The following is a 23532-nucleotide window of genomic DNA, read 5'->3' as shown; positions in this document are numbered from 1 at the left end:
CATGATCAATCTTTTACAAGGGCGTCGGCTGATCGATCTTTCCGTCACCCTGGACAACAATCCCTGGACCGATCCGCCGCCGCTGCTGCCGAACATTGAATATCAGGATCATCAGCAGGGGTGGCCGGAAATGGCGGCGATGTTCCCGGGACTGGAAAAATCGCAGATGCCGGGAGAGGAGGCCTGGGCCTCCGAGCGCCTGACCGTGACGCCGCACAATGGCACCCATATGGACGCCCCCTGGCACTACAGCTCGACCACCAACGGCGGCGAACCGGCGTTTGGCATCGATGAGCTGCCGCTGGAGTGGTGCATGCGCCCCGGCGTCCGGCTGGATTTCCGCCACGTCGCCGACGGGGCGATCCTGCAGCCGGAGGATCTGCAGCGCGAGCTGGCGCGGATAGGCTATTGCCTGTCGCCGCTGGATATCGTGTTAATCAATACCGCAGCCGGCGCCCGCTACGGCCAGCCGGACTATCTCCAGCGCGGCTGCGGTATTGGTCGGGCGGCGACGCTGTGGCTGCTGGAGCAGGGCGTGCGGGTTGTTGGCACCGACGCCTGGAGCTGGGATGCACCCTTCCACTTTACCCGCGAACGCTTTCAGGCCAGCGGCGACGCCGGGCTGATCTGGGAGGGGCATAAAGCCGGCAGGGAGATCGCCTATGGGCAAATGGAGAAGCTGAGCAACCTGGAGCAGCTTCCCGACTACGGCTTCTGGGTGAGCTGCTTTCCCTACAAGATCCGCCGCGGTTCGGCCGGGTTTATCCGCGCGGTGGCGATTGTCGACGCCTGAAACTACGGAAGGTTATGTTAATTTAATGTGAATGTATTGTGTTAATTGTGATAGCAATCGCAGTCCACGCCACCTGCATCCGGTAGGGTAGAACGGTATGTGTGCTGAGTTCGCTAATGCGTTGTCAGCCAGTATGCCGGGGCGCAAAACGCCTTTCTTTATCGATAAAAAATAGAACTGTAATTCATATTCTAAATAAAGGGCAGTGACGGAGAGCGGAAAATGGTGATGCACAAGGTTTCAGCAACCCCGCGCGAGGCGGGGGTCGTACAGGCGATGTTATTGATGTTGGCGGCCCTGCTGCCGATCATGGGGACGTTGACCATGCTGCCGGTGATGCCGATCCTGTTCGGCCATTTTGCCGCGCAGCCGCACGCTCAGCTGTTGGTGCCGATGATCATCACCTTACCGGCGGTGAGCATGGCGCTGCTGGCGCCGCTGGCCGGAATGGTGGGCGATCGCCTGAGTCGTCGCCGTCTGCTGATCGCCGCCACCGGCGTGTACGCGGTGTTTGGCCTGCTACCGGTGATGCTCGACGATCTGCATACCATTCTGCTGGCGCGGCTGGTGATGGGCATCGCCGACGCTTTTATCCTCACCACCGCCAATGCGCTGATTGGCGACTACTTTGCCGGCGAGGCGCGCAGTAAATGGCTGGCGGTGCAGAGCGGCATGGGGTCGGTACTGTCGACGCTGATTGTGCTGGGCGCTGGCCTGCTGGGAACCCTGGGTTGGTATGGGCCGATCTATTTGTATGCCCTGGCGATCCCGGTCTTTATCGGCCTGTGTCTGTTCACCGCTGAACCGGCACTCCGCCATCGCGCGGACAATATCGCTGACGAGAAGGGCGTCGCTTTTCCGCGGCGCAAAATGGCGGCGATCGGCCTGATTACCCTTGGCAGCGCAATCCTCTACTTTCTCGAGCCGCTGCAGATAAGCCTGGTGTTCAGTCAGCTCGGGCTGACCTCCAGTAGCCAGATCGGCATCGCTACCGCCATGGCTGGGGTGGGGGTGCCGCTGGGGGCCTGGCTGTATGGCCGCAGCGCGAAGCAGCGTATCGACAGGCAGTTTTTGCTGTTTTACGCCATTTTTGGTTTCGGCCTGTTGTTTATCGCTGTGGCCCGCAATCCGCTGGCCGGCGTGGCGGCCGGGTTCGTCGCGCAAATCGGTAACGGAATGCTGATCCCCCTGATGCTGGCCTGGATGATGAAGACCCTGCCGGCGCCGCACCGCGCGACGGGGATCGGCATCTGGCATACCTTCTTTTTCCTCGGCATGTTCATCAGTCCAGTACTGATGAACATGCTGAATGGCGTTACCGGTAGCCTGCAGCACAGCCTGCTGTGGTTTGCGCTGTTGACGCTGGCTATCGCCGGTATGACGGGCATCGCCAGCGCCCGGATGGGGGGCCGCCGCGCGCTGGCCCGCTAATTTCACCTGACGAAGATATCACCATACGCCCGCTGGCCTCCCGGCGGGAACGGGAGGTTATTATTTAAAAAAGCCTACACCTTATTTAGCGTTAACTTTCAGCCTAATTAATCCCTGTTAATAAACGTATTGTGACGAATTTATTTTTCACGATATGGCGCATCTTACCTGCAAAAAATAAAAATGAGGGTTTATTATGAGTCTCTGCTGTACCGACGTAAGTAAGAAAATAATTTTTCCCCTTTCGGCGCTGACGCTGGCGATATTCTCCAGTACCGCGCTGGCGGATACCTGGACCTGTGAGCAACTGGATAAACTGAATACCCGCTCCGCGCAGGTCGTCAGCCCTCCGTCGACCTGCGAATCGCTTATCGGCGATATTGGCGGCTTTCGCAGCGCGCTTGCCGACCGCGGCTGGGGCGTTCAGTTAAGCTGGAACCCGATGGTGATGTACGATCTGAAAGGCCAGTCCGCCGACCCGCAACAATATGCCGGGCAAAGTTTTACCTGGTCGCAAAATATGTCTTTGAACGTCACCTACGATTTAAGCCGAATTGGGTTTACTAAAGACGCGCAATTTACTTTCTCTCCCCAGTGGGCGACCTCGAATTATCATGACAGTTATCCGGAGCTGCATAATATTGCGGTGCTGGCGGTGAACCAACCCTTATTAAACGGCCAGCTGGAGCTGCAATATGGTTTTTATCCGTTAATTCGCCAGTTTTACGGCATGGTGCTGGGGGGCAACTCTTCTTCAGCCGCGCTGGGGCCGACCAGCGTGATCCCGGTGCAGGTGGGGATCAGTCTCAACGCGCCGACGCCGACCTTCACCGCCATCGTCCGCGATAGCGAAAAGAAGTTTTATAACAACTTTGCCGTCAGCCGCAGTATGTCGCCTGCCGGGCACCTCGACGACGTGGAGCAGAACCCCTCGGGCCTGAAATGGCACGTTGATGGCGCCAACCCGATCCTGGTGGATGAGTTTGGCTTTAAGCAGCCGGCGGGCGAGTCGCAGCGCTCGCTGTGGTTCCGCGCCGGGGCAATCTACAACACCTCGCATTACCAGTATTTTGACCAGCCCGGCGACAGCAGCAGTAACTACGCGTTCTATGTCGCCAACACTGTGCAGCTGACCCAGCCGAAAAAAGGGCTTCCGCTGGGGCTGTATCTTGATGTGAAAGCGGACTATGCTCCGGACGATCGCAACGCTTACACCAGCGACTTCCAGGTCACCTTCTTTGATATCGGCCTGTTTCCCGGCCGCGAGCAGGATATGACCTCGCTGGGCTATACCCGCTCCTTTATCAGTAAAAAGTTCCGCGATTATGTCGGCGAGGCCGGGATGGAGGCGCCGCAGAGCATCAACGCCATCTCCCTGTCGCACGCTCTGCGCCTGACCAAAGGCATTTACTGGATCAACGGTATCACCTGGCAGGATAACCCGACGCTGGTACCGAAGCATGAGTCGGCGGTTCTCTGGCAGTCCTCGATGTACTGGAACTTCTGACCACAGACCACCTGAGGATTTTAACCCCGCCCGCCGGTACGCTGCCGCCGGGCGGTTTTTTTCGCGAACCGGTTGGCGGATGGACAAAAAAAGAGGGTCGGCACGTTGCCGACCCTCTTTGCCATCGATCCGGGTTTAGCCCCGGTGGCTGATTTTCCCGTCGGGGGTCAGCACGAAATCGAAGGTTGCCCGAATATCGTCGCTGGCGAAACCCACCGCCAGCTGCCAGGGGCCGCTGGCCAGTTGCCATTCCTGGGCAGGCACCTGCCAGCGCTGCAGCGCGTGACGCGGCAGGTCAAGGGTCAGGGTGGCTTCGTCGTGCGCCGGGACGCTGACTGCCGCAAACTCCGCCAGCGCCGACCATGCCGTCTGCGGCCCCCGCAGGTAGAGCTGGACCACCGCTTTCCCATCGCGGGCGGCGCGGTTTTGCAGCTGGCAGCGCAGCTGCAGCCCGTCCACCTCGTCGCCTGTCAGCGCGGCGGCGTTGAGGGTGATATCGGCATACCCCAGACCGTGGCCAAAGGCCCAGGCGGCGGGACGTTCGCGGGCGCTAAACCAGCGATAGCCGACCTGCTGGCGCTCGTGATACCAGAGGTCGCCCGCGGCGTCCGGCGTCAGGCTGCGTACCGGATAGTCATCCAGGCGCTGGGCGAAGGTGACCGGCAGGCGACCGCCAGGTTCACGATCTCCGGCCAGCACCGAGGCCAGCGCCGGGCCAAACTCCTGGCCCGGATACCAGACGACCATCACCGCCGCCGCGTCGGCGAGACACCCGGTATCCACCGGATGGGCAACGTTCAGCACCACCACCGTCCGCGGGTTCGCCGCGCAGACGGCGCGGATCAGGGCGACCTGATGCCCCGGCAGCGCGGTAGCGTCCCGGTCGATGCTCTCCAGACCGGCATCGGCCGTTTCACCAATCACCAGCACCACGCTGTCGGCCGCCCGGGCATGGTCGACCGCCTGCTGCAGCAGATCGATGGTTTGCGGGGGCTGGCAGCCAAACCAGATGCCGTGGGCGATACTGCTACCGAGCGCCATCTCGGCCCGGAAGGTCAGGGATTCCCCGGCCTGTAGCGGAAATTCAAGGTGAGTATGGGGGGCCTGCATCAGCTTGCCCATGATATCCCCGTCCAGCGCCTCGCCATTGAAGGTCGCCACGCGTTCGCCGTTCAGCTGCAGGGCGACCTCCCCGGTGCCGCCGATCCAGAAGCCGTAGCGGCCGCTGACCGGCGCGGTGAACTGGCAGCTTACTGTCACGGTGGCGCGTTCGGTCAGGCGCAGCATGTCGCCGACGCCCGGCATATCGCGAAACCAGATCAGCGAGGAGGCATCGCGCACCTCCCGGTGAACCACCTCCCCGGCGGCGGTGGCGTAGGCAACGTCCAGTCCGCGTTCGCCGGCGGCGGTGCGCAGCGGCAGATGATGCAGAGGCGGGATGCGGTAATCGCTCTCCACCCCCTGGGCATAGCTTATCTCAACCCCGGCGGCGGAGAAGCGCTGACGAATGGCCTCCAGGGGGGAGATCAGTCCCGGCATCAGCGCCACTCTGGCAAAGGTCCCGCCCTGGAAGCAGGGCGTCGTGGCGTTGGGACCCATCACCGCCAGCCGCTGTCCCGCCTGCGCGTCGAGAGGCAGCAGCCGCTGGCGATTGTGCAGCAGGACAAACCCCGCCGCCGCGGCTTCCTCCAGCGTGTGGCACCGCTGCGCCTGGGCGGCCGCAGAGCCATCCCAAGGCAGAGGATGGCTGACCCGTTCGGCCAGCCGCGCCAGCCGGGCGGCGGCATCGTCGAGACGCCGGGCATCGCTGTCGGTATCCATCAGCGCAGGCAGCAGGTGGTCGCCCATATGGCGGGCCGGGCCCGGCATCTCCAGATCCAGTCCGGCGCGGAAGCTGGCCGGGCCATTCTGGGTGCCGAACCAGTCGGACATCACCAGCCCGTTCCAGTCGAGATCGCGCTTCAGCCACTGGCTGATGGCCTGATGCTGCTCGGCGCAATAGATCCCGTTCACCCGGTTATAGGCGGTCAGCATGCCCCAGACACCGCGGCTGGCCGCCACTTCGAACGGCCAGAAATAGACTTCGCGCAGGGTGGCTTCATCGACGACCACGTTCATGGTCCGCCGATCGGTTTCTGAATCGTTACAGACCATATGTTTGACGATGCAGCCCACTCCCTGGCGCTGAACGCCGTCGATCCACGCCGCGCCCAGCTCGGCGATATGCCGCGGGTCTTCGCCAAAAAGCTCAAACGCGCGGCCGGCAAGGGGGCTGCGCAACAGGTTCAGGTTAGGCGCCAGCAGCGCCTGCGTCCCGGTGCGCAGCGCCTCCTGACCGATGACGCCGCCCACCCGGCTGACCAGCTGGCGGTCCCAGCTGGCGCCAAGCGCCAGCCCGCAGGGGCTGAGCAGGGCAATATCCCGCTCGTCAACCCGGCCGCCGGTGATCCCCATCGGGCCATCGGACAAGGTGACCGATCCCAGCGTGGAGTGCGGGATAGGGTGGGTAGACCACATCCCCATCCCGGCGGTGAGCCGTACTTTTTCGGCAACGCTAAGCGACAGACTGAGCGCAGGCATCGGCATGTCTCCGTAAGAGGGCGTCAGGGGTGAAGGCCAGCGACTGTTCGGCTACGGTGGCCAGCGCGCGCTGGACCGCGTCGTCGGTGCAGCGGCCCTCGCTGTCGAACAGCGACACGCCGGCGGTGTTGAGGGTTACCCCCAGCGGGGTCGGCCAGCCGCGCAGGGCATGAACGATACCGCGCATGGCGCCGAGGGTGGTGTTGCACCCCTGCCAGCCGGCGGCGGTAACGATGCAGCCCACCGCCCGGCCATCGAGATAGACCCGGCTGTCGCCGCGCAAATCTTCCAGCAGGTCGATGGCGTTTTTCACCAGGCCAGACACGCCGCCGTGGTAGCCCGGCGAGGCCAGCAGAATGCCGTCGGCCTGGCGCACGGCTTCCACAAACGCTACCTCCTGCGGCGTGCGGGTGGTCACTTCCGGGTTAAACGGCGGCAGGGCCGCCAGTTCAGCGCCGCCGAACAGCTGGGTTTGCGCGCCGAGCGTGCGGGCATGGGCCAGCGCGGCGGCGAGGGCGCGCTCGGTGCTGGAGCCCGGGCGGGTAGTGCCGCCGATACCGATCAGCAGCGGCGGGCGCGAGAAAACAGGCTTATTCATAGCAGGATCTCCCGGTCGGATTAGCGAAAGCGCGGCAGGATCTGGTCCGCGAACAACGAGATCGACTGCTGGCTCAGGCGCAGGCGCTCCTCGGTCAGCGGGCCGTTGGTGAAGCCGAGCAGCACGTTGCCGATGCCCAGCTGCTGGTGGCGTTCCAGCTCCTCGGCGACGGTCTCCGGGCTGCCGTACAGGCACCAGGTTTTGATCCACTCTTCGCTGAAACAGTCCGGATGGCGGTGCAGCGTAACGCCGCTAAACTCTTCCGCCCGCTTGTTGTACTCATATTCCCGGTCGATGGCCTGCTGGTACCAGCCCATGATCTGCAGCATCTCCTCGCGGGCCTGCTCGTCGGTGGGGGCGATATGGACGCACTGCCAGGTATGGGTGGTCCACGAGAGGCAGTGGTTCACCACCTCGTCGCTATGGCCGGCGTTGAGCAGGGCATCGCGGTAGCGGGTGAAATAGTGGGTCAGCTGGCCAAACGGATCGTTGCTGGCCGGGATCGGCGGAGTAAACGCGGGTATAAAGGCCGGCCAGCCGTTGTCGGCGGCGCGCTGCATGCTGGTTTCACGCAGGGCCACCGGCATGATGCGGTTAAACGGTTTTTGCCAGGGGGCAGGAACAATGCGCTGGACCACCGCGCCCTTATAGTGGCCGGTCTCGAAGATGATCGGATCGTCTTCAATGTTTTTCTCCCACAGCCGCTGGACCAGATCGAGGTTCTCCTGCAGCAGGCTGGAGGCGTCCTTGTAGTTCACGCCAAAGCCGATCATCTCTTCCGGCGTGGTGCCGCTGCCGATGCCCACCAGCAGGCGGCCTTCGGTGAGTTGATCCAGTAGGTTAACGCGCTCGGCGAAGCGCACCGGGTGGTGCAGCGGGACGGTGGTGACTGACATGCCAAAGTGGATCTTTTTCAGCTGTCCCGCCAGGTATGCGGCGAAGACAAACGGATCGCTGGACATCGGCGCATAGCCGGTAAAGTGATGGTCTGGCATAAAGACCGCATCGAAACCGCGATCTTCGGCCTGGCGCGCGTGATCGATCAGTGACTGCATCACGAAACGATCCTGCTCGGGGGCAGTGGAACGGCCGACGAGGAAAACAGAGAAACGCATAGCAACTCCTGGGTTGTGTGGTGGTTGTTATTATTAAATAGAACTAGAATTATGATTCTAGTTGTTTATCAAAGAATGAAAATGACCGCCATCACACTTTTGCCACATGGCCCACAGGTGAGTCGGGCGGGTAATTTGCAGCGCGGTTGCTAACTGCAATACACTGCGGGGGTTTTCTATGGATAAAGAGGTGAGAACTGCGATGACCGATCTTCCCGCGATGCGCCAGCCGAAACAGGACCGGAGCCGGGTGGCGCTGGAGCGGCTGATGGCCGCCAGCCGTGAAATCCTGCATGAAGGCACCTTTGAGCTGCTGACCATTGCTGAAATCAGTAAACGCTCGGGCGTTTCTGTCGGCTCGATTTATGCCCGCTTTGGCGGCAAAGAAGATCTGTTTATCGCCGTCATGATGGAGGTGATGCAGGAGCTGGACGCCGAATGGCAGCAACTGATCCAGCAGCTGCACGCACGCAATCTGCCGCTGCGCCAGCGGCTTCCGGCGCTGATGGATGTCCAGGCGGAGTATCTGCGCCGCCATGCCGGGATCCTGCGGCCGTTTATGGCGCGGGCGGATGATGAGCGCGTGGCGGGGATTGGTAAAGCCGCTTATCAGAAAAACGAACAGACCTTTATCGACCAGCTGCTCGATGCCGCGGCGGAGATCCGCCACCCCGAGCCGGAACAGGCCGCCCGCTTCTGCTTTACGGTTTCGTATGCCGCGCTGGCCCGCTTCCTCGGCCTGGGGTCGGCGGCAGAAGCTGCCGGTGAGGGCGACTGGGAACAGCTCAAACGCCATCTGGGCATGATGTGTCTGAGCTATCTGGTCACCCCCGTCGAGGCCGGCTAAGCCGCGGGATCTTACTTCGCTAACTGCCAGGCGCTGGCCTGCTTATGCTGACGCAGGCGCTGGCTATGACGGGAGAAGGTATAAAGAAATATCGCGGCGGCCAGAACCAGCGCCGCGATGCCGAGCGTCAGGAAGGCGCTCAGCACATCGTTCCCGGCCCGAAGGCGGATCGCGCCGACAATAATCGGGCTGACGAACATGCCCGCGAAGAAGGCCCCGGACCAGGCGCCCATCGCCCGGCCGCAGTAGGCGGGCGGAATCAGCGACCCTACCCAGTAAATCATCGCGTTAATCGCCATTCCGGCCCCCAGCTGCTGGATGGCGGAGCCGATCCCCATGGCGATCACCGTCCGCGATTCGCCCACCACCAGCATCCCGATCCCCATCAGGCAGAGCATGATGGCGAGCACGCGCTCCGGCGTATAGCGGCGGGAGACCAGACCGAACAGCAGCGAACCGACAGGTACGGCGAGGCTGACCAGCGACATAATCAGGCCGATACGCTGCGGAGTGGCATTTTGCAGAGTATGAAAGGCGTTGGCGCCATTGATGGTGTACACGTAATAAATGATGGCGCAGACAAACGTCAGCACGCTGAGGGTGATCACTCGCGGCCACGGAAACTGATTATGCTGCGCCGCCTGGGCAGCGTGCGGCGGACGGGCCGCCTGAGCCGGTTCGAACATCCAGAAGTACATCGCCAGGAACAACAGGATGGCGACAAAGTAGATCATAAAGGCGCCGTTCCAGCGCAGGGCGGTCAGATAGCCGGAGCTGGCCAGCACCAGCACCGCCAGCGCCGGGCCAATTACCCCCTGCACCGTCAGCCAGAAGCGGCGCTGTTTGTCGTCAAAGTAATCGATCAGCATGGTGTTAGCGATGGTCAGCACTACCGCCTCCGCCAGTCCGACGCCGAGGCGGCTGCAAAAGATGCCGGTCAGGGAGGTGATGTAGAGCGGCATTGTGCCGCAGATGCCATACAGCAGCGTGGCGCTGAGCAGCAGTTTACGGCGGCCAAATTTATCCGCCAGCCAGCCGGTGCAGGGCCCGGCGATGGCGATCACCAGACCGGGCGCGGTGAGCATCAGCGGTACCAGGGTTTCGACATAAGGCACGCCGGCGAAGTGCTGGATCAGCGTCGGGACCGCCGGCGCCAGGGAAACGATCGCCAGGATGGGTAGAAAGGCGGTCAGGGCGATGATGATGCCCTGGATCGCGCCGGCTTGCGGCGCGTGGGGCGGATTCAGGCTATGGCTCACGACGTTCTCCTTTTATCGCGCGGGTCGCCTGTCGTCGGCGGTGGCGCGGTTTTTTAGTATGCAGGTCAGGGATACAGGTGGCGGCGGGAATCGCCGCGGATTTAAGAGTAGGAGCAGGAACGGCGCGGGGAAAAATTGTGATTACGTATGTGATCCATCACAAACAAAAATACCATTGAGTTGTTGTGGTTTTGCGGCAATAAAAAAGGCGACCGATGTCGCCTTTCGCGGGGAACCACCCGGTAAGCCAGAGGCGCTACAGCAGCCGCGCCACGATATCATCCGCGGCGAGGATCGCCAGGGCGACGCTGGTCAGCGTCGGGTTGCAGGCGGTTGAGGTGGGGATCACGCCGTTGCCGCCGACGTACAGATTGTGAAAATCCCAGACCCGCGAGTGGCGATCGGCCACGCTGCTGCCGTCGTTTGCTTCTCCCAGGCGACAGGTTCCCTGGTAGTGCAGCGAGGTGCCTGCCGGCAGGATAATGGCTTCTCCACCGGGCGCCACGCGGCCCAGCGCGACGCCGACGCGTTTGGTCACCGCCACCGCCTGCTGTAACCGGCGGCGATCGCCGTCGGTTAACTGGTAGTTCAGCTGCATTTTCGGCAGCCCTACGGCATCGGTGTCATCGCTGAAGACGATCCGATCCTCCTCGCGCAGCTCCTTGGCGAGAAACAGCCCCAGACCGACCACCGGCTTCGTCGGGCTCCCCGGCGGCTGGGTAAAGGCGATCGGTGAGGTATCCATCTGCATCAGCTGACCGTGGAACGGGAAATCGGGCTCATGAAACGGCAGCCAGGTGACGCCGGAGACATTGTCCCGTCCGTCGCGCACCGGGTTGGCCTGCGCGGCGACGGCAGGCGGGGCGTCCACTTCAATCAGGGCGATCACCTGTGGCTGATCGTTGAGCCAGCGGCCCAGCGCCCGCGGGCGGATGCCTGAGGCGTACAGCAGTTGTGGGGTGCGCAGCGCATCGGCGGCGACCACCACCGCTTTGGCCGTCACCACGTACTGTTCACCGCTGCGCAGATCGCGCATCTCCGCTCCGCGGGCGACGCCGTTCTCGCTGAGGATCCGGGTGCACAGGGTGGCGGTGCGGATCTCCACCCCGCGCTGGCGGCGGGTCTCTTCCTCCGCCAGCTCGCCGAGCACCGCGTCGACGCCGGACCAGCGCGGTTTGCCCTCCGGCGTCGCGGCGCAGGCCAGCGGCATAGGCTGCGCCAGCCGCGCCGGGGGACGGTCGCTGGCGAAGTGCTGGTTAAGGGCATCGACGATTTGCCGGCCGATGGCGGTGGCCGGAAATCCTTCGCGGGTCACCTGCAGATAATGCTCTGCCGATTCCCAGGCGTCAGCCATCTCTCGGGGATCGAGAAAAGGAATGACTTCGCTGCCGCCCGGCCGCGGACAGGCGCAGGTCCAGTGGACGCCCATGCCGCCGAGGTTAGTGGAGAGCGCTGCAGCCGGCATGCCGCTGTGGGGCGACGCCGGGTCGAGGAGGTGGGTGCCCGGCCGCGCCTGCAGAGCGTCTGCCGGCAGGCTCTCCGGCAGGGCGGCCAGCGGAAACGCCCGGGCGCTGGCGTACGCCGCTTCCCGCTGCTCAGGCGCCAGGTTACGGATATTGACGCCGGTCGCGGGGGTCAGCGCTTCGCCAGCCTCCACCACCAGGATCCGCGCGGCGCTGCGATCGGCAATTCGGCGGGCAAAGGCGGCGCCCACCGGGCCGCTGCCAATAATCAGTACATCGATGTTTTCATCCATATCAGTTCTTACCTTTTATTGTTCTCCGGGCGTATGCCCGTTGCAGGTGTACAGAAAATAGGTACTACAGCCTGGTGCGTCCTGATAAATGGTTCCTCATGATAGCAGCCATTGCCGGACGCGATAGGTCATGGCTTACCCGCCGGGGGAAGCACTGAGGCGGGCAGCAGGCGGCTGAGGGCGGCAATCGCCAGCAGGATCAGGGCGCCAAGGGTCAGCAGGGTGATAAAGGCCCCGCGCCAGGCCTCCGGTGCGGAGGCGCTTTGCGCCAGATAGAATCCGCCGAGGGTCGCCATGCCGAGGGCGGCGCCAAACTGCTGGCCGGTGCGAAATAATCCCGACGCCGCGCCGGCGTGGGCCACCGGTATCGCCGCCATAGCAAAGGCCGGCAGCGGGGCGGAGATAAGCCCCATCCCACAGCCGCACAGGCCGAACCCAAGACCCAGCGCGGTCAGCGGCAGCGTCCCCGGCGCTGCGGCGATCCCGTAGCCCATCAGCAGTAGGCCGCTCATCTGTACCGCCACCCCAACCAGCGTCACGTTGCGCCCAAGACGAAGTGACAGCCGGCGTCCAGCGACGGCGATGGAAAACATCGCCCCAAGCGCGAAGGGGATATGCATCAGGGCAGTGTGGAACGGGCTGAAGCCCAGTCCGCTCTGCAGCACCAGCGCGGTGGCCAGCAGCAGCGAGGCGGTGGTCAGCTGATAGAGCAGGGTGATGATAATCCCGGCGCGAAAAAAGCGGTCGCGCAGTACGGCTGGCGGCAACAACAGCGTGCCGCCCCGGCGTTCGCGTCCCAGCAGATGGCGCCAGAGGAGTGACACCGTGATGACCGACAGCAGCGGCGGCAGCACCATCCAGGCCGGCCAGCGCAGGGCGGGGCCTTCGATCAGGGTGAGCAGCAGCGCGCCGCCGCCCACCACCGCCAGCAGGGTTCCCAGCGGATCGATGCCTTTCGCCTCCGGGCTGCGCACCGCCGGGAGCACCCGCCACGCCAGAGCGACGGCGATGGCGATCACCGGCACGTTGATCAAAAAGATCGGCCGCCAGCTGAGGCCGAAAAGATTGCTTTCGATGATGATCCCGCCAAGTACCGGGCCGAGGATCCCGGCGGCGCCGCCGAGCAGGCCGAAAATACTCATCACCCGAAAACGCTCGTGCGGGCGATACAGAACCTGCATCAGGGAGAGGATTTGCGGGCCCATCATCGCCCCGCTGGCCCCCTGCACAATACGCATCGCGACCAGCATTTCCGGGCTGGTGGCCAGCCCGCAACCGGCCGACGCGGCGCCAAACGCCAGCAGGCCGCTAATGAACATCCGCCGGTAGCCATACAGATCGCCGAGACGGCCGCCGGTAAGCAGCAGAATGGAGAAAAAGAACAGGTAGCCGGTGACCACCCATTCGATTTGCCGCGGGCTGGCGAGCAGGTCGCGCTGTACCACCGGGATGGCGACATTGATGATTGAAACGTCGATGATCTCCAGCACCAGCGCTATCGAAACCACCAGCGTGGCCAGCGTGCGCTGCCGTTCGCTGGTGTAGGGAGGCGCCTGAACTGTGGCCGCCGAAGCGTTATTGAGCATGATGTACCTTCAGATTTAGTTAAATACTTGTTAAATAATATTGACAATTTATAGCAATCAGAGATTAGAATTAGAGCACTCATTCTGGTTATGCCGCGTCAGATCCTGCCGTTGACCGATAAGCCAGAGGGGAAGGCGTCACACTGCCGCTCCGAAACAGAATAAGAATTCTTATTCTAATTTTGTTTGTTTTGATCTGGCAAGTAGAGAAGGGGGTCGGATGTATTTGTCCGCATGTATTGAATGGCTGTTTCGTGAAGAGTATCCCGATTTCAGCGATCGGGTCCGGGCGGCGAAAGCGCAGGGATTCAGCCACGTTGAGTTTCACCTCTGGCGCGATAAACCGCTGGCAGCGCTGGCGCAGGCGCTGGAGGAGACGGGCGTGACGCTGTCTAGCTTCGTGGTGGAGCCCCGGCGCAGCCTGGTGGATCCGGCGGAGCATGAGCAGTTTCTGGCGGCAGTGAGCGACAGCCTGGCGGTGTCACGTCAGCTGGGGTCGCCACCGCTGGTGGTAGCCTCCGGCTTCAGTCGTGAAGGGGTCGATATTGCCGAGCAGCGGGCGCAGGCGGTCCACATCCTGCGTCAGGCAGCGACGCTGGCGGAAGCCGCCGGGGTCACCCTGCTGCTGGAGCCGCTCAACACCCGCATCGATCATCCGGGGATGTTCTTAAACGATACCCGGCTGGCGCTGGATATTATCGAGGCGGTCGACAGCCCACGGCTGCAGCTGCTGTTTGATGTCTATCACTCGATGGTAATGGAAGAGGAGATGGAGGAGGTGCTCGGCGGCAGAATGCATCGGGTGGGGCACGTGCAGATAGCCCAGGCGCCGGATCGCAACGAACCGGATCCGCGCAGCGGCGAGTGGCCAGCGCTGATCGCCAGGCTGCAACGGCTGGGCTACAACGGGGCCATTGGTCTGGAGTATAAACCGTCGCTGCCCGCAGCGGCCTCGGTGGCTCGCGCCCGCGAAGCGACCGGCTTATCCTGTTAAACAACTTACCTGGTACTTTTATGACTCAGAAAATAAAACGCGGCGTCAGCCTGTATAGTTTTCAGAATGAGACCTACCTCGGCAAAATGTCACTCGATCAGGCGATCGGTCACTGCGCGGCGTTCGGCGCCCGCGGCATTGAAGTCGTCGGCGAACAGACCTTCGCCGGCTGGCCCGAATGCGGTATGCCGGAGGCGGCGATCGCCGACTGGCATCGCCTGATGCAGCGCCATGATACGGTGCCGGTATGCCATGACTTTATGCTCGACTATAAGCGATATAAAGACCGGCCGATGCCGTTTGACGAGCAGGTGCGCAGCGTACAAAACGACATCGACTTTGCCGCCCGGCTGGGCATGCGCTATATCCGCTCCCTGGTTTCCGTGGCGCCGGAGGTGCTGGTGGCGGCGGCACCTTATGCGGAAGACAAAGGGATCACGATTCTGCTGGAAGTGCACGCCCCGCTGCATTTCGATCATCCGTGGATTATTCGCCATGCCGAAGCCTATGAAAAAGCCCATACCCGGGCGCTGGGTTTCCTGCCGGATATGGGGATGTTTTTAGCCCGCTTCCCGCGGGTGTGGAAAGAACGCTTTATTCGTAACGGTTGTCCCCAGGCGGCGGCGGACTTTATTGAGAAAGCCTATGAAGACCGGACGCTCAGCGAATACGTGATCCTGGATGTGATGCAAAAATGGGGGCCGGGCCCGCAGCTGGCGATGGCGGAAACCCTGCGCCACAACGCGGCGTTCGAGCCGAAGCGGATGCTCGATTTTATGCCGCGGATCCACAACATCCATGCCAAATTCTATGAGATGACCGACGAGATAACCGAGTGGTCGATTCCCTACGATGAGATCTTCCGCGTGCTGCAGAAGGGTGGCTATGAGGGATATGTGTGCTCCGAGTACGAAGGTAACCGCTGGGTGGAAGACGCGCAGGAGGTGGACAGCCTGGAGCAGGTCCGCCGCCAGCAGCTGATGTTCTGCCGCCTGTTAGATGAAACCCCACCCCCGGCGCTGCTGGGCCAGTAAGGAGCATTATCATGTTTGATCAGCATATTATCTGCCGTGAAGGGTTCGACAACGTCACCCGCGACGGGGAAATTATCGGCGTGCGCTTTTTGGCTCGTCTGCCTTACTACCGTGGCCTGGGGCTGTCGATGGTGGAAGATATCGCCGTGACCCTCAACGGCGAAGCTATCCCACGGCAGGCGATCCGCCTGGCGCTGCGCGGCCGGGAGTGGACGCTCGACGAGCTGGAGAGCGTCTACGATGACCGGTGGAACTTCGGCGAAAAGGCCACCATCACCGTACTCAAACCAAGCGGCCTGCCGGCCGGATGGCATCGCCTGAAGGTGGCCGAGAGGCTGCGGATCTCTTACCTGCCGTTTGTGCCGGTGACCACCTTTGAAACCGAGCTGGAATTAACGGCCTAACACCCCGCAGGATCCGCTGCCGTTATGGCAGCGGATTTCTATAACACGGGGCAGCCACTGGGGAGCGGTGAGGCGATTGCCGTTCAGGAAAACCGGTACGGAAGGGCGCGTTTTCTCAGCCTGCCTTTGCCGACGAAATCAGAAAATTTACTTCGCAGGCTAACCGCAGATTGCTTCAAAAAAATTCCCGTATTTGTTATATTGTTGTTCATTGATTATTCACCTCTGCGGTGCCAAAAAGAACAAGATTCACCGCAACCCAGGACAATACCATGTTAGATTACCGCTTCCCGACAGCTTTGCAGATGGTTCTCAGCGTAGCAATGGCGGAGCAGATGGGTGAACGTTCGACGAGTGCGATTCTGGCCTACGGCCTGGAAGCGAACCCGAGCTTTATCCGTAAACTAATGGTTCCGCTTACTCGTGACGGCATCATCGTCTCCACGCTTGGCCGCAACGGCTCTATTCATCTTGGCCGCCCGGCGGACAAGATCACCCTGCGTGATATCTATCTTTCGGTTATTGAAGATAAAAAGCTGTGGGCGTCGCGTCCTGAAGTTCCGGCTCGCTGCGTGGTCAGCGCCAACGCCTGTTGGTACTTCAAATCGATTGCCGATGAAGCAGAGCAGGCTTCGCTAAACGTCCTTGCTCGTCACACCGTGGCCAGCGCGCTGGAGGCGGTCAAAAACGCCGATACCAGCGGCTGCGATCCGGTGCCGGAAATGATCGCCCGCTTTAAGAAAGCGCTTTAATTCCTATCTGATGACGAAAAAAAACCGCCTTCATTGTGAAGGCGGTTTTTTGTTATCTGCTGCAGGCTAGGCGGGCAGATCCTCCTGGACCGGCTTCCTGCGGGTCACCAGTTTCCGCAGCGTCACGTAAAACACCGGCGTCAGGAACAGACCGAACAGCGTTACGCCCAGCATCCCGGAGAACACCGTGATCCCGGTGACACCGCGGACTTCCGCCCCCGCGCCATGGCCGAGGATCAGCGGAATGGTCCCGGCGATAAAAGCGATGGAGGTCATCACGATCGGGCGCAGACGCAGGCGGCATGCCTCCAGCGCCGCTTCCATGATGCCTTTCCCCTGGATCTCCAGTTCGCGGGCAAACTCGACGATCAGAATGGCGTTTTTACAGGCCAAGCCCATCAGGACCACCAGACCCACCTGCACGAAGACGTTGTTATCGCCCCCGGTCAGCCAGACGCCAAACAGCGCGGAGAGCATCGTCATCGGTACGATAAGGATCACCGCCAGCGGCAGGGTCCAGCTTTCATACAGTGCGGCCAGCACGAGGAACGCCAGCAGCACCGCCACCGGGAAGACGATCAGCGCCGTGTTGCCCTGGGTGGCCTGCTGGAAGCTCAGATCCGTCCACTCAATATTCATCCCATTCGGCAGGATCTGCTTCGACAGCTCCTCCAGATGCGTCATCGCCTGTGAAGAAGAGAGGACCCGCGGATCGGCATCGCCAATCAGGTCCGCCGCTGGATAACCGTTGTAGCGGATCACCGGATCCGGCCCGTAGGTGGTACTGATATTCACCATACTGCCGATCGGCACCATTTCGCCCTGATTATTGCGGGTGCGCAGATTAGCAATATCTTCCACGCTCTCGCGGAATGGCCCATCGGCCTGGGCCATCACGCGCCAGGTACGCCCGAACTGGTTAAAGTCATTGACATAAGACGAGCCGAGATAGGTCTGCAGCGTGCCGAACAGATCGGTTAGCGACACCCCCTGCGCTTTCGCCTTATCGCGATCGACCTGCACGTCCAGCTGCGGCACGTTAGCCTGGTAAGTCGAGATCGGGAAGTGCATCCCCGGCGTCTGCATAATCGCCCCGGACATCGCATTCACCGCGCTTTGCAGCGCGCCATAGCCCAGCCCACCGCGATCCTGGATGTACAGGGAGTAGCCGGAACCCTGACCCAGTCCTAAAATCGGCGGCGGCAGGATGGAGAAGCCAAAGCCCTGCTGGATTTGCGCGATTTTGGCGTTGATCTCCGCGTTAATTTCCGCCGCCGTGTGTTTGCGCTGGTCGAACGGTTTCAGGCCAAAAAAGACCGTCCCGGTATTCGGCGTGTTGGTGAACTGCAGCGCGTTAAGCCCCGGGAAAGCGACCGCATAATCGACCCCTTCGGTATTCATCCCGATCTCGCTCATTTTGCGGATCACCGCGTCGGTGCGCGCCAGCGACGAACCTTCCGGCATCTTCACGCCGCCAATGAGATACAGCTTATCCTGGGTGGGAATAAACCCGCCGGGGACGACTTTAAACATCACCCCAGCGGCGCAGAGCAGCAGCAAATACACCACAAACACCGCGCCACGGCGTCCGAGGGTTTTGCTCACCAGTCCCTGATAGCCGTTCGAGCTGCGCAGGAAAAAGCGGTTAAACGGACGGAAAATCCAGCCAAACAGACGATCGATCAGCCGGGTAGGGAGGTCTTTCTTCGCGCCGTGCGGCTTTAACAGCAGGGCCGCCAGCGCCGGGGAGAGCGTCAGCGAGTTGATGGCCGAGATCACCGTCGAGATGGCGATGGTCACCGCAAACTGTTTGTAGAACTGGCCGGTGACCCCGGAGAGAAACGCCATCGGCACGAACACCGCACACAGCACCAGCGCAATGGCGATAATCGGCCCGGAGACCTCACGCATCGCCTGATGCGCCGCGGCAAGCGGCGCAAGCCCCTCTTCGATATTACGCTCAACGTTCTCCACCACCACGATGGCGTCGTCCACCACGATACCGATAGCCAGTACCAGCCCGAACAGGCTCAGGGTATTCAGCGAGAAGCCCAGCAGATAGAGAATGCTGAAGGTACCCACCACCGATACCGGCACGGCGATCAATGGGATAATCGACGCGCGCCAGGTCTGCAGGAACAGGATCACCACCAGCACCACCAGCACCACTGCTTCCAGCAGCGTCTGCACCACCGCGCGGATGGAGTCGCGCACGAAAACCGTCGGGTCGTACGGCGCCGCCCATTGCATATCTTCCGGGAAGCGGGTGGCCAGTTCAGCCATTTTGGCGCGTACCGCGTTCGACAGATCGATGGCGTTAGCCCCCGGCGACTGGAAGATACCGATCCCGACCGCATCCTTATTGTTGAGCTGGGAGCGCAGCGCATAGCTACCGGAACCCATCTCGATGCGCGCCACGTCGCGCAGGCGGACCAGCGAGCCATCCTGCGCCGTTTTCAGAATGATATTGCCAAACTCTTCTTCGGTATGCAGACGGCCCTGGGCGTTAATGGAGATCAGGAAATCGCTCTCCTGCGGCAGCGGCTCGGCGCCAAGCTGTCCGGCAGACACCTGGACGTTTTGCTCCTGCATCGCCGTCACCACATCCGAGGCTGTCAGACCGCGGGCCGCGACCTTATTGGGATCCAGCCAGACGCGCATCGCATATTCACCGGAGCCAAAAATCTGGATCTGGCCGACGCCGGGCAGGCGCGCCAGCTCATCCTTCACTTTCAGCGTGGCGTAGTTGCGCATATACAGCGAGTCGTACTTACCGTTTGGCGAAAACAGATGCACCACCAGGGTTAGCGTCGGAGACTGTTTCTGGGTGGTGATGCCCAGACGGCGTACATCCTCCGGCAGACGCGCTTCCGCCTGCGCGACCCGGTTCTGCACCTGAACCTGCGCCTGATCCGGGTCGGTACCCGGGCGGAAGGTGACGGTGGTGACCAGCACGCCGTCGGAGCCAGCGACCGATTTCATGTACATCATGTTTTCAACGCCGTTGATCGCTTCCTCCAGCGGCGTCGCCACGGTCTCGGCAATCACTTTCGGGTTGGCGCCGGGATACTCCGCGCGCACCTGGACGCTCGGCGGGACGACGTCCGGATATTCGCTCACCGGCAGCAGCGGGATAGCGATTAACCCGGTGATAAAAATTAAAATCGACAGCACCGCGGCGAAAATCGGCCTGTCGATAAAAAAGCGGGAAAAGTCCATGTGTTGGATTCTCTGATTAGGGATCAGTTGAGGGCGGCGCTGGTGGTCATGGCAACGGTTTTGGCATTCACCGGCATACCCGGCATAAACACTTTTTGTAACCCGTCGACGATGACGCTATCCCCAGGGTTCAACCCCTTCTGAACGATGCGTAAACCGTCTGCCAGACGCCCCGGGGTAATATCGCGTCGCTGTGCTTTACCATCTTTATCAACGATATAGACGTATTTACGATCCTGATCGGTCAGTACCGCTTTGTCGTCGATAAGCGTAGCCTGGAACTCCGCGCTGCCCGGCAGACGCACGCGGGCAAACAGCCCCGGTGTGAACAGACGCTGCGAGTTATCCAGCAGCGCGCGCATGCGGATGGTGCCGGTACTCGGCGTTAACTGATTATCAAGAAAATCCACTTTGCCCTGATGGGGGTAACCCTCCTCGCCAACCAGGCCAATCTCCACCGGGAGCGCCTGATTATCGCTGGACGCCCCTTGCCCACGGCGGGCGAGGTTTTGATAGTGGAGGTAGGTTGACTCGTCGACGTCAAAGTAGACGTACACCGTCTTCTGCGAGACCAGAGTGGTGAGCACGCTGGCGGTGTCGCCCGCGGTGACCAGGTTACCGCTGGTGATCAGCGCCCGGCTGGCGCGGCCGTCAATAGGGGCGGTCACTTTGGTGAAGTCGAGGTTAAGCTGCGCGGCATCCACCGCCGCCTGCGCGGCGCGAATATCAGCCTGCGCCTGAACCGCGGCTGACCGGCGCTGCTCCCACTCTTCACGGGAGACAAGATTGGTATGGACTAATTTATCGGTGCGGTTCGCCTCGCTTTGCGCCAGGCTGGCCTGCGTTTTGGCTCTCGCCAGCGTCGCCTGCGCCTGCTCCAGCGCGGCGCGATAGGTTCTGTCATCTATGGTGAACAGCACCTGGCCCTTTTTCACCTCCTGACCGTCGGTGTAATTCACTTTATCAATATATCCCGAGACGCGAGGGCGAAGCTGAACGCTCTCCACCGCTTCAATGCGACCGTTAAAACTATCCCACTGACTGATCGACTTCACCAGCACCTTAGCGGCGCTGACCGTCGGGGCGGGAGGCGCGGCATTTTGCGCGACGCTGTCGTCGCAGCCGACGAGCAGAAAGGAGAGCATCATCGCGCCGAGCGCGGTCAGGTGAATGTTTCCCCAGGTTTTTTGCAGGCTCATTATTTTTATTCCGGTAATTGTAGCCGCCGGGCAAGACGCAGCGTGAGAGGCCGCGCCACTTCCTTTGTCCGGGCTGGCTTAAGGCCATTTGTGTCGATCATCGCCACAAAACTGTAACAATTTCGAATACACTATCGCGGCGATTGTAGGAAGGCGCTTAACTAAGTGCAAGAATAATTGTTGCACTTTATGTGCGGTCCTGGCTGGAGACAAAAACCGCGATCCCGGCGTGGATTTAAATGTAACAATAAAACTTGCATTTTGTGTAAAAACAGGCCACCTTTAAATGCAACTGACAAAGATGCTTTTAACCGGCTGCGCGGAGGTAACATGATGAACACTGGCGCCATCATTCAGGATCTGATCGACTGGATCGACAACCATCTTGATAGCCGTCTGGATATTGACACCGTTGCCCGACGATCCGGCTATTCGAAGTGGCACCTGCAGCGGATCTTCAAAGAACATACCGGGCAGCCCCTCGGAGAATATATTCGGGCGCAAAAGCTGCAAAAGTCGGTCGAACGCTTAGCCCACAGCAACGAGCCGATCCTCAACGTGGCGATCGCCCTCGGCTTTGACTCCCAGCAATCCTTCAACCGCAGCTTCAAGCGCCAGTATGGCCAGGCGCCCGGCGTCTGGCGCCGGAGTATCAGCCGCTCTGCAGGGCAGGCATCTCGTCAGTGATCTTCATGACCGGGGAGGATCAGTCCTGACCCGGTCCATGATCAAATTTGCTGCCTTTGCCGATGGCATAGAACTGCCCGCCTGCGACATAGTGAACGGTCCGCAGCTCGTCCGGCGCATCATCAAAAATCCAGTGTCCGTTACGGAATACCCGATCATCGCTCCAGGCGGCGACGATATCGCCCATAAACAGATTGTGCTGTTGCTGAATGTCCGGGTAGGGCATCACTTTGCACACCAGCCAGCCCGCGCAGCCTGCCACGAGGGGGATGTCGAACCCCGGCTGATAAATGAAGGGGATGGAGTCATTTTTATCCGGCGCGTCGGCATAGCTGCGCCCGCCAGCGTAAAGGACGGTTGCCATCTGGCTGACTACGGGGATCTGCACCACGTAATAGCCGCTCTTTTCCACCAGCTGACGAGTGAAGGCCTGGGGGCCGATATAGGCCACCACTTTTCGCTCGCCTGCCAGCCCAACCCAGGCGGCTGACATGACATTTTCGACGCCATTATATTTTGCGGAAATCATGGTGGTGGACCCGAGCTGTAATAAACGATAGGCCTTACTTAACTCGACAGGCTGAACGGACATGGTTTTTCCTTTGTGCATGCTATTTAACGTAATGATTCTCTGGATATTTATTGAGGGCATGTTCATTTTCGGGCCCCCTTCGTCATCCACCGAGCAACGATACGCCAGTCGATTAAGCGCAAAAAGGTGCGTAAATTGTTTTCATTATTCATAATTAACGAATAATCATGCCGTCTGTCGGTAAGTTGCTTGCTTCAGGAGAGAAAGAAGGTGGATCGTATCCAGGCTATGCAGATGTTTATGCGCGTCGCGGAGGCAGGGAGCTTCGTGCGTGCCGCGGAAACCCTTTCCCTGCCTGCCTCCACTGTCACCAGTACCATTAAAAACCTTGAGCAATACCTGAAGGTGCGGCTGCTGAACCGGACCACAAGGCGGGTGAGCCTTACCCCGGAAGGGATGCAGTATCTGGCGCAGTGCCGGGAAATTCTCGCCCTCATCGAACATAGTGAATCCACCCTGAGCGAGTCTGTCGCGCGGCCTCAGGGGCGCCTGCGGGTTGATATACCCGCGGGCATCGCGCATTTCATCGTCATGCCGCATCTGCCGGACTTTTACCGGCGCTATCCCGATATCTACCTGATGATCGGCGTCAGCGATCGTCAGGTCGATCTCATTCAGGAAGGCGTCGACTGCGTGATACGAACGGGAGAGCTGAACAACTCCAGCCTGGTGGCCCGCCCTCTGGGCCGCTTTCGCTGGGTAACCTGCGCGTCACCGGACTATCTTCGGGAATATGGCGTGCCGCCGTCACCGGAGGCGCTCTCTCAGCACCGGGCGGTGCATTATTTCTCTGGCCAGGCGAGGCGGGCCGATGAGTTCCGCTTCATTCGCCACGGGGAGACCTTTTCTGTACCCGTCAGCGGCAACGCCGCGGTGAATGAAACGGGGCTCTATATAAAAATGTGCCTGGCGGGCTTCGGGCTGGCGCAGCTGGCGGAGAATATCGTTGCTGACCACCTGCAGGAGGGGAGACTGGTGGAAGTGCTGACGGACTGGCAACTGCCCCCGGTACCCGTCACATTGCTCTATCCGCACCAGCGCTTTCTCTCTCCCGCCGTGCGGGCGTTTGCTGAGTGGATGAGCGAGGTGGTCTGAGGGAGGTATTGCTTGCATTTAGCGCTTCGCGATGGAGCGTAGGGTTCCAGCAGAAATATCTGGTCTGCTGATGAATCGCTCGAT

The 23532-nt window shown here is 61.1% G+C and carries 19 protein-coding genes; 10 read left to right on the top strand and 9 right to left on the bottom strand.

The genetic code is table 11. From position 1 onward, the window contains the following. Position 1: 1 nt before the first annotated feature. The 3 genes from SPE70_RS20230 (at position 2) to SPE70_RS20220 (ending at position 3731) form a co-directional block, all read left to right on the top strand. Positions 2–793 (top strand): cyclase family protein, encoded by a 792-nt coding sequence (locus SPE70_RS20230; RefSeq protein WP_064166556.1) that lies wholly within the window; start codon positions 2–4, stop codon positions 791–793. A gap of 228 nt (positions 794–1021) precedes the next feature. After that, a complete protein-coding gene (locus tag SPE70_RS20225) occupies positions 1022–2224 on the top strand; it encodes an MFS transporter (protein WP_223168617.1) in 1203 nt (400 codons plus the stop codon). Positions 2225–2420: 196 nt separating this feature from the next. Next, positions 2421–3731 (top strand): carbohydrate porin, encoded by a 1311-nt coding sequence (locus SPE70_RS20220; RefSeq protein WP_023323147.1) that lies wholly within the window; start codon positions 2421–2423, stop codon positions 3729–3731. Positions 3732–3866: 135 nt separating this feature from the next. On the opposite strand, the gene SPE70_RS20215 is transcribed toward SPE70_RS20220, so the two are convergent. From SPE70_RS20215 to SPE70_RS20205, 3 genes are read right to left on the bottom strand one after another with little or no spacing between them, the layout of a single operon-like run. Beyond that, complete coding sequence (locus tag SPE70_RS20215) at positions 3867–6311, bottom strand: glycoside hydrolase family 3 protein (protein ID WP_050887273.1); 2445 nt, start codon at positions 6309–6311, stop codon at positions 3867–3869. Beyond that, positions 6286–6909: an NADPH-dependent FMN reductase gene (locus SPE70_RS20210; RefSeq protein ID WP_012967403.1), complete on the bottom strand. Its 624-nt coding sequence runs from the start codon at positions 6907–6909 to the stop codon at positions 6286–6288. Before SPE70_RS20210 ends, SPE70_RS20215 begins: the two co-directional genes overlap by 26 nt. Before the next feature lie 20 nt (positions 6910–6929). After that, on the bottom strand, positions 6930–8024 hold the full coding sequence (locus tag SPE70_RS20205; RefSeq protein WP_014907086.1) for an LLM class flavin-dependent oxidoreductase: 1095 nt from the start codon (positions 8022–8024) through the stop codon (positions 6930–6932). 202 nt (positions 8025–8226) lie between these two features. Here SPE70_RS20205 and SPE70_RS20200 point away from each other — a divergent pair, with 202 nt between their 5' ends. Continuing rightward, positions 8227–8871, top strand: a complete 645-nt coding sequence (locus SPE70_RS20200; RefSeq protein WP_012967405.1) for a TetR/AcrR family transcriptional regulator — start codon at positions 8227–8229, stop codon at positions 8869–8871. Positions 8872–8882: 11 nt separating this feature from the next. On the opposite strand, the gene SPE70_RS20195 is transcribed toward SPE70_RS20200, so the two are convergent. The 3 genes from SPE70_RS20195 to SPE70_RS20185 all read right to left on the bottom strand — a co-directional run bounded on the left by SPE70_RS20195 (position 8883) and on the right by SPE70_RS20185 (position 13472). Continuing rightward, positions 8883–10130, bottom strand: coding sequence for an MFS transporter (locus SPE70_RS20195; protein ID WP_050887275.1), 1248 nt, complete (start codon positions 10128–10130; stop codon positions 8883–8885). Between the two features lie 256 nt (positions 10131–10386). Then, on the bottom strand, positions 10387–11886 hold the full coding sequence (locus tag SPE70_RS20190; protein ID WP_023323144.1) for a GMC oxidoreductase: 1500 nt from the start codon (positions 11884–11886) through the stop codon (positions 10387–10389). Positions 11887–12014: 128 nt separating this feature from the next. Continuing rightward, positions 12015–13472, bottom strand: coding sequence for an MFS transporter (locus SPE70_RS20185; RefSeq protein ID WP_023298093.1), 1458 nt, complete (start codon positions 13470–13472; stop codon positions 12015–12017). A gap of 220 nt (positions 13473–13692) precedes the next feature. Here SPE70_RS20185 and SPE70_RS20180 point away from each other — a divergent pair, with 220 nt between their 5' ends. From SPE70_RS20180 to SPE70_RS20165, 4 genes are all read left to right on the top strand, one after another. Next, positions 13693–14466 carry a TIM barrel protein gene (locus tag SPE70_RS20180; protein ID WP_012967409.1) on the top strand — a complete coding sequence of 258 codons (774 nt, stop codon included), beginning with the start codon at positions 13693–13695 and terminating at the stop codon, positions 14464–14466. Positions 14467–14486: 20 nt separating this feature from the next. Further along, positions 14487–15500: a sugar phosphate isomerase/epimerase family protein gene (locus tag SPE70_RS20175; RefSeq protein WP_032731114.1), complete on the top strand. Its 1014-nt coding sequence runs from the start codon at positions 14487–14489 to the stop codon at positions 15498–15500. Between the two features lie 11 nt (positions 15501–15511). Beyond that, the gene (locus SPE70_RS20170; protein ID WP_119866781.1) at positions 15512–15904 is read left to right on the top strand and encodes a C-glycoside deglycosidase beta subunit domain-containing protein; all 393 of its coding nucleotides are present in this window, start codon (positions 15512–15514) and stop codon (positions 15902–15904) included. Positions 15905–16176: 272 nt separating this feature from the next. Then, the gene (locus tag SPE70_RS20165; RefSeq protein ID WP_032736298.1) at positions 16177–16656 is read left to right on the top strand and encodes an RrF2 family transcriptional regulator; all 480 of its coding nucleotides are present in this window, start codon (positions 16177–16179) and stop codon (positions 16654–16656) included. A 66-nt stretch (positions 16657–16722) separates the two neighbouring features. Here the strand turns inward: SPE70_RS20165 and oqxB are convergent, their stop codons facing one another. Beyond that, the gene (oqxB, locus tag SPE70_RS20160) at positions 16723–19875 is read right to left on the bottom strand and encodes a multidrug efflux RND transporter permease subunit OqxB (RefSeq protein ID WP_038421667.1); all 3153 of its coding nucleotides are present in this window, start codon (positions 19873–19875) and stop codon (positions 16723–16725) included. A gap of 23 nt (positions 19876–19898) precedes the next feature. Further along, positions 19899–21074 carry a multidrug efflux RND transporter periplasmic adaptor subunit OqxA gene (gene oqxA, locus SPE70_RS20155; RefSeq protein WP_023298089.1) on the bottom strand — a complete coding sequence of 392 codons (1176 nt, stop codon included), beginning with the start codon at positions 21072–21074 and terminating at the stop codon, positions 19899–19901. Positions 21075–21407: 333 nt separating this feature from the next. On the opposite strand from oqxA, the gene SPE70_RS20150 reads away from it, so the two are divergent. Beyond that, entirely contained in the window at positions 21408–21761 is a 354-nt protein-coding gene (locus SPE70_RS20150) for a helix-turn-helix domain-containing protein (protein WP_048268071.1), read from the top strand. 19 nt (positions 21762–21780) lie between these two features. On the opposite strand, the gene SPE70_RS20145 is transcribed toward SPE70_RS20150, so the two are convergent. Continuing rightward, entirely contained in the window at positions 21781–22353 is a 573-nt protein-coding gene (locus SPE70_RS20145; protein ID WP_119866782.1) for a flavin reductase family protein, read from the bottom strand. A 210-nt stretch (positions 22354–22563) separates the two neighbouring features. Between SPE70_RS20145 and SPE70_RS20140 the strand changes: the two genes are divergently transcribed. Then, entirely contained in the window at positions 22564–23448 is an 885-nt protein-coding gene (locus SPE70_RS20140; RefSeq protein WP_119866783.1) for a LysR family transcriptional regulator, read from the top strand. The last annotated feature ends 84 nt before the right edge of the window (positions 23449–23532 follow it).

This window comes from Klebsiella sp. ZJOU C1 (assembly GCF_035620215.1).
Classification (GTDB): Bacteria; Pseudomonadota; Gammaproteobacteria; order Enterobacterales; family Enterobacteriaceae; genus Klebsiella; species Klebsiella variicola.
This window is presented reverse-complemented; position numbering and strand designations above follow the sequence as displayed.

Coding starts and splice junctions, on each gene's coding strand:
- SPE70_RS20170 (WP_119866781.1), top strand. CDS start 15,512: ATGTTTGATCAGCATATTATCTGCCGTGAAGGGTTCGACAACGTCACC.
- SPE70_RS20190 (WP_023323144.1), bottom strand. CDS start 11,886: ATGGATGAAAACATCGATGTACTGATTATTGGCAGCGGCCCGGTGGGC.
- SPE70_RS20230 (WP_064166556.1), top strand. CDS start 2: ATGATCAATCTTTTACAAGGGCGTCGGCTGATCGATCTTTCCGTCACC.
- oqxB (WP_038421667.1), bottom strand. CDS start 19,875: ATGGACTTTTCCCGCTTTTTTATCGACAGGCCGATTTTCGCCGCGGTG.
- SPE70_RS20210 (WP_012967403.1), bottom strand. CDS start 6,909: ATGAATAAGCCTGTTTTCTCGCGCCCGCCGCTGCTGATCGGTATCGGC.
- SPE70_RS20175 (WP_032731114.1), top strand. CDS start 14,487: ATGACTCAGAAAATAAAACGCGGCGTCAGCCTGTATAGTTTTCAGAAT.
- SPE70_RS20215 (WP_050887273.1), bottom strand. CDS start 6,311: ATGCCTGCGCTCAGTCTGTCGCTTAGCGTTGCCGAAAAAGTACGGCTC.
- oqxA (WP_023298089.1), bottom strand. CDS start 21,074: ATGAGCCTGCAAAAAACCTGGGGAAACATTCACCTGACCGCGCTCGGC.
- SPE70_RS20165 (WP_032736298.1), top strand. CDS start 16,177: ATGTTAGATTACCGCTTCCCGACAGCTTTGCAGATGGTTCTCAGCGTA.
- SPE70_RS20200 (WP_012967405.1), top strand. CDS start 8,227: ATGACCGATCTTCCCGCGATGCGCCAGCCGAAACAGGACCGGAGCCGG.
- SPE70_RS20185 (WP_023298093.1), bottom strand. CDS start 13,472: ATGCTCAATAACGCTTCGGCGGCCACAGTTCAGGCGCCTCCCTACACC.
- SPE70_RS20220 (WP_023323147.1), top strand. CDS start 2,421: ATGAGTCTCTGCTGTACCGACGTAAGTAAGAAAATAATTTTTCCCCTT.
- SPE70_RS20205 (WP_014907086.1), bottom strand. CDS start 8,024: ATGCGTTTCTCTGTTTTCCTCGTCGGCCGTTCCACTGCCCCCGAGCAG.
- SPE70_RS20225 (WP_223168617.1), top strand. CDS start 1,022: ATGCACAAGGTTTCAGCAACCCCGCGCGAGGCGGGGGTCGTACAGGCG.
- SPE70_RS20150 (WP_048268071.1), top strand. CDS start 21,408: ATGAACACTGGCGCCATCATTCAGGATCTGATCGACTGGATCGACAAC.
- SPE70_RS20180 (WP_012967409.1), top strand. CDS start 13,693: ATGTATTTGTCCGCATGTATTGAATGGCTGTTTCGTGAAGAGTATCCC.
- SPE70_RS20145 (WP_119866782.1), bottom strand. CDS start 22,353: ATGTCCGTTCAGCCTGTCGAGTTAAGTAAGGCCTATCGTTTATTACAG.